Source organism: Francisella noatunensis subsp. noatunensis, assembly GCF_009823375.1.
In the GTDB taxonomy this organism is placed as follows: Bacteria; Pseudomonadota; Gammaproteobacteria; order Francisellales; family Francisellaceae; genus Francisella; species Francisella noatunensis.
Window position 1 is genome coordinate 1 of the sequence record NZ_WBSX01000115.1, and the last position, 6,058, is coordinate 6,058.

Sequence of the window (6,058 nt, forward strand, 5' to 3'; positions counted from 1 at the left end):
CAATATAAATACAAAAAAGAAGGTGACTCTAAACAAGTTAAGATAAAGGATAGAGCGAGTATTTCTGAAAGACCTAGCAGTGCTAATAGAAAAAATCTTTATCACTTTGAAGGTGACACTATTGTTGGTAAAGACCATAAAAGTGCTATTGTAACAATGGTCGATAGAGCTAGCAGATTTACTATTTTAGCCAAGTCTATAGATAGAACAGCTAATTCAATCAATAGAATATTGTACAAAGTATCTAATGGTCATAAAATATTAACAGCTACATTTGATAATGGTAAAGAGTTTGCTAAACATAAGAAGCTAACTAGCAAGACTGGCATCAAAGTATTCTTTGCTGATCCATACAGTCCTTGGCAAAGAGGTACTAATGAAAACATGAATAGGTATATCAGACAATTTATACCTAAAGGTACTAACTTTAACAATATATCTCATCAATACATTAGAAAGTTACAGATAGACTTGAATAATAGACCTAAGAAATGTTTAAATTACTTGACACCTAATGAAGTACATTTTGGTATCTCTATAAACATTGAGAATACAATCTAGCACAGCTAAAATTAAACCCAAATCATTGGTCTATAAATTCTATTTAAATCATCAATAGAATATCCTTTAGCAGGTATTGTTGCTAAAACACTAAATCCTTGCGAACTTCTCACTTCTTCATGTTCAAAGCCAAGATTAAGCGCCACTTTTGCCTCTACGATATTTTTAATTTTCTTAACGTATTCATCTTTACTCATATTGCTATATGAGTACAAGTTTTCATTGTCTTTATTAACGTCAATAGATACATCATTAGTTATTGGGTCATACGCTAATCCTATATTAAAACCAGTTTTATCAGTATTTGTTGAATTTTCCTGTTTTAATATCCTAAAACCTCTAAATAATCTGTCTAAATCTTGTTCATCGAGCTTAGCGATGTTATCATAAATATTCTGTAATACCGCTTCAGTATTAGCATCTCTATCAATACTGGTAAACTCATTTACTTTAGCATCACTAGATTTAATAGAAGAACTCTTAATATTAAGTTTCATATCTTGATTATTTGAACCAAAAAGCTCTGAGGAATAACTAAAAGTTGATTCAAATAAAATCCCTGTAACTCCACTTTTTTCAACCGTATAAAAAATATCTCTCAATAAGTCTTTATTATCATTGACTAAAGCAAAGAAAGAATCACTAGGTACACATATTGAAGCACATACTCTTTGTACCTCAACAAAACTATCCATAAAACTCAACATATTAACTAATGCAGACAAGAGCTCTGTATCTTCGACCTTTTGTGTAAAGTTTTTATACGGTTCACATAACGATGTTAATATCTGCTTAACCATATTAAGATGACTTTCAGAAACATCATGAGATCCAACTCTTGAGTTTCTATTTTTTGCCATTCTTCTCAATAGCAAATAGAACCCTCTTGTAAGCTTATCTAAAGATCTAATAATACTACAAAGTTTAATTACTGTTTCAGATGATGAACTATCTTCTTCAATAGAAAAATTGATTACTAAACCTGTAAAATATGCATACTCTTGAGATAATTCGAAATCAAAACCGGGAAGTCTATCTTTCAACCATCCAGTAAAACTGAAGTTATCACTACTTGAGAATACGCTTTTAAAAGACGAGCTACTCTTCCATTTAGCTTCTTTATTCAAAATCACTAGATTATCTAGCAATTTCTTTTGACACTCCATCATTGGTGATACAAATGACCTGATGAAATCAGCTTCATCATCTACACCCATAACTTTAATATATCGCTGAACTGTAAGCTTTATAAAATACTCTTCAAATGTTACTTTATATTTGCTTTTTCTAGTTGAGAAGCTTGATAATTCTTCCAAGGGAGAAGCACCAACCCTTGATACTCTTGAATTAAGCGAGTACATTCTATTGAATTCTGCCAAACTCACAGTAGAACCCAAAGAAACCGAGGATGCTTTATTATTTTCCGTAATAACAGAGCCAGCTCCTTTATTACACAACACATTTATTGAAGTATAACTAATATTTGATTCTGGACTTATTACAGTTGCTCTATTTTCTAAAGATTCAACAAATTGTTTTGTCTTTTCTGCATTTTCTTTTCTACTAAGAAAATTTTTAGCTTCTTCCTTTCCTGACTCACTAGTGATCATTTTACAAAGATTGAATAATATAGGTAAGTCACTACTATCATCAAATTCTACTACATTTATTACAGACATCTGATCTTTAAATTCTTCTTTTTTCAGAGTCTGCGAGTAGTTAATCAGAGTATCTTGGACATAAAATGAATCCGGGTTACTAAATGTTTTGGCTTTATTAAAACTAGGATTATATTGTTGTTGACTAGTTGATAATATTGCCTCAGAAGCTTTTTTCTTTATATCTAAAGATGCAATATCTTTAAACTTTGATTTAAGTTCATTAAGATCCGCACCAGCTTTCCCAGATAAATTAGCTAAAGAGGAATTTTTTGACAATACATTAAGAATTTCATTAGAATCAATATTAGTTAACTGACTTCCTTTAAGCTTATATATTTCACTTAGAGACCCTATTACCGAATCAAAAGTACCCCCTTTATCATATATGCTAGACAATATATTTTGAGCACTTCGATATGCACTTGTTCCTGTTGTTTTAGCAAAATCAAAGTCTTGTTGGGCCGCAGCTGAAACACTCTCCATCATTGATCCAGCCTTATTCTTTGCATAATTACCAAAATCAACATAGTCTTTTGTCAAATCTTTAACTGTTGATGTCAACTGATTCTTTAAATCTAAATTCTCACCTGTTAATAGTCTCTGTGCTGAGCTTTCTAATAATCCTTGCTTATATGCAATAGCTCCTTTCAAATCATTTCTTTGAGCCATCGAATATCCCATCCCCGATTTTATATCATATGATCCAGATGTCTGATTGAAATCTAACATCTTGGTAGTCATAGGTATAGAAATTCTTAGCGTTCTGAGCTTAGATGCTGACTGTTTAGAATATAGTCCAAATCTTGCCTTAATCTCCATATCACTAAACTCAGACAAGTTTGGTATCTTAAAAGGTGACTCATAACTTTCACCTATATTCTTTTTGATAATTGAATCAACCTGATTTCTAAACTTATTTACAGAACCTTTAGCATCAGCAAAACCCATCAAATCATCTGCCAAAATCTTACCTTTTATTTCGCCAGATAAAAGATCAAAACTTGCAGTATTAGTAGAAGTCTTTACTTGAATTAATGAATTTTCATAATCTTTAGAGCTTACTGCAAGAGTCATGAGTCCTTCACCATTTTTCTCAATACCCAGACTCTGTTTTTCATAATTACTTTTTGAATAACCAGAGAGCGCACTTCTACCAAAATAAATCTGCTCAATCTCAGGATATGTATACTCTCTAATTAAATCAAGACCATCTCTAGTTTTAGGAACTAGGTATCTATATGAACCATCAGGGGTATTCAAAACAAAGCCTAGTTCATTCAAAAGTTTATAGTCTTCTTTAAATTTAGGCGTATAAACAAAGCTCTTAGCTTCTTTCGAGCCTTTTGCTGTTACTAGTTTAAGATTCACATTCCCTTTAAAATTGTCTAGCAATTCCAAAGATTCCGAATCTGTAAAGTTCAACTTACTTGTATTTGCACTAATATCAACATTGTAACTAAACATTGCTGATGATGCTTTACCACTCATTCTAAGATATAGAGGTATAAATGATTTAACATCTCCTTTTTCACTATCGAATATAGGTAAATTAGACCAGATATTTATACAAGAGCTACCCATAAAGCTTTTTTCACCAGCAGCAACAAGACTCGCAGCAGCCGAAGCATTTTCACTATTAATAGATGCTGTTAATTTGGCATTAAACTTAAATTTTGGCAGCGAAGTTAATTGTGCTACATTTCCACCACCAAGCATCTGGTTAACACTTGATTTTATGAAAAAATTATAAACTTCCGTATCAGTAATACTACTCCACAGTTTAACTCTAGCAGGATCTTTATAAAAAGCAAAATCTCTATCTTTAATTCTTGTAAGAATTCCTTTTTGTTTATGCGAGTCCTTCAAAAATTTTTCAAAATATTTTTTTCTTTCTACAGCATAAGTATTAGCCATGACATCTATTGTTTTTAATTTTTGAGCAACAATAATCTCATCCTCAAAAAACATATGCCTTTCAATGTCATTATAAAACCATGCTTTTATAAAATCAGAAAAACCTCCATTAACCTTTTCCTTCTTTAGATCATCAGTATCATATAATATATCGTTAATATCTTCAGACATGTAAACCCGAAACAACAAAACATCTATATTTATCATTTTTACATAAATCTTGATACTAATTAAATTATTTTACAGCACTTCTAATAGACGTTTATTTGCCCTAATATAACTCTATCTTTTGCACCTGTTGCCGATGGGAGATTATTATAGCTATGGTTGAGAGTTTCATTTCCTAGCACAGCAAAGGCTATGGCTTCTTTTGCGTCACTATTATGCCCAATATCTTCAAATGTTAAGACTTCAGTTTTGACTAATTTTTTAATAGTTCCTATCAGAAACTTATTATACGCCCCACCCCCAGTGAAAATTATTTGATCAAGCTTAACTTTATCAAATACAAAATCTCTATAAGCCTTTATTATACTCTCTGCTGTAAATATAGTTAGCGTATGAACTATATCTTTAGGATTGCTTTGCTTATATTTATCAAGAATATAATCCGTATATTCAATACCAAAAAGCTCTCTACCTGTTGACTTTGGTGGCTTGAGAGCTAAATATGGATTTTGTAAAAGCTCTTGCAACATATCTACAATAACTATACCAGAGGCTGCTATTTCACCATCTTTATCATAATCTCGATTAAACAAAACTTCCATTGCTCTATTTATCATCATATTCCCTGGGCCAGTATCAAATGCATATATATCATTAATATTTGGATTTTTAGGGATAATTGTAGTATTAGCTATTCCACCAATATTATGTAGAGCACGCGATTTATTTTTATCACTATAAAGGATATAATCCACATAAGGTACCAAAGGTGCTCCATCTCCTCCAGCTGCGATATCTCCCGCTCTGAAATTTGACACAACTGTTGTTCGACATTCGTAAGCTATCGTCGCAGCATCTCCTAACTGTAATGATGATTTAATAAAACCATCTTCATTTTTTGCTTGGTGATATATAGTCTGCCCATGACTAGCTATGAACGCGATATCTTCTAATTTTAGGTTACTTACAGTTACTAATTTTTTTACTGCATTAGCATATTCAATTCCAAGCTTAAAATTAAGACTACATAATAACTGAGCATTACTTCTTGTTAAATCTAAAGACTGCTTAATATCATTTAATAAACCTTCTGAATATGGACATGTTTCAAAATTAACTAATTTAATATCAGTATCTAATCCATATCCTCGAATCTTACATAAAGCCACATCAATTCCATCTAGCGAAGTTCCAGACATAATCCCAATACAGTATTTATACTCATCCATCTCTGCTATCCCAATAGTAAAATATTAATTTTATTATAACCCACTAGCTAATTCACAAACACTGATTATTTCAATTTTTGAAGTCCTAGTTCTTTTTAGAATTACTCTTTCTTAGACTTGTTAACAGCTAGATTGTATTCTCAATGTTTATAGAGATACCAAAATGTACTTCATTAGGTGTCAAGTAATTTAAACATTTCTTAGGTCTATTATTCAAGTCTATCTGTAACTTCTAATGTATTGATGAGATATATTGTTAAAGTTAGTACCTTTAGGTATAAATTGTCTGATATACCTACTCATGTTTTCATTAGTACCTCTTTGCCAAGGACTGTATGGATCAGCAAAGAATACTTTGATGCCAGTCTTGCTAGTTAGCTTCTTATGTTTAGCAAACTCTTTACCATTATCAAATGTAGCTGTTAATATTTTATGACCATTAGATACTTTGTACAATATTCTATTGATTGAATTAGCTGTTCTATCTATAGACTTGGCTAAAATAGTAAATCTGCTAGCTCTATC

At 31.2% G+C, this 6,058-nt stretch carries 3 protein-coding genes and 1 pseudogene; 1 reads left to right on the forward strand and 3 read right to left on the reverse strand.

Going from position 1 to position 6,058, the window contains the following annotated elements:
- Positions 1–561 (forward strand): IS30 family transposase (locus F8C69_RS08600; RefSeq protein ID WP_159183759.1); only part of this gene is annotated, 561 nt, incomplete at its 5' end.
- Between the two features lie 11 nt (positions 562–572).
- On the opposite strand, the gene F8C69_RS08605 is transcribed toward F8C69_RS08600, so the two are convergent.
- From F8C69_RS08605 to F8C69_RS08615, 3 genes and pseudogenes are all read right to left on the reverse strand, one after another.
- Complete coding sequence (locus F8C69_RS08605; RefSeq protein WP_159184890.1) at positions 573–4,307, reverse strand: Pathogenicity determinant protein D; 3,735 nt, start codon at positions 4,305–4,307, stop codon at positions 573–575.
- Positions 4,308–4,387: 80 nt separating this feature from the next.
- Positions 4,388–5,533, reverse strand: a complete 1,146-nt coding sequence (gene anmK / locus F8C69_RS08610) for an anhydro-N-acetylmuramic acid kinase AnmK (protein ID WP_159184891.1) — start codon at positions 5,531–5,533, stop codon at positions 4,388–4,390.
- 127 nt (positions 5,534–5,660) lie between these two features.
- Positions 5,661–6,058 (reverse strand): annotated as a pseudogene (locus F8C69_RS08615) (IS30 family transposase); the annotation flags it as partial.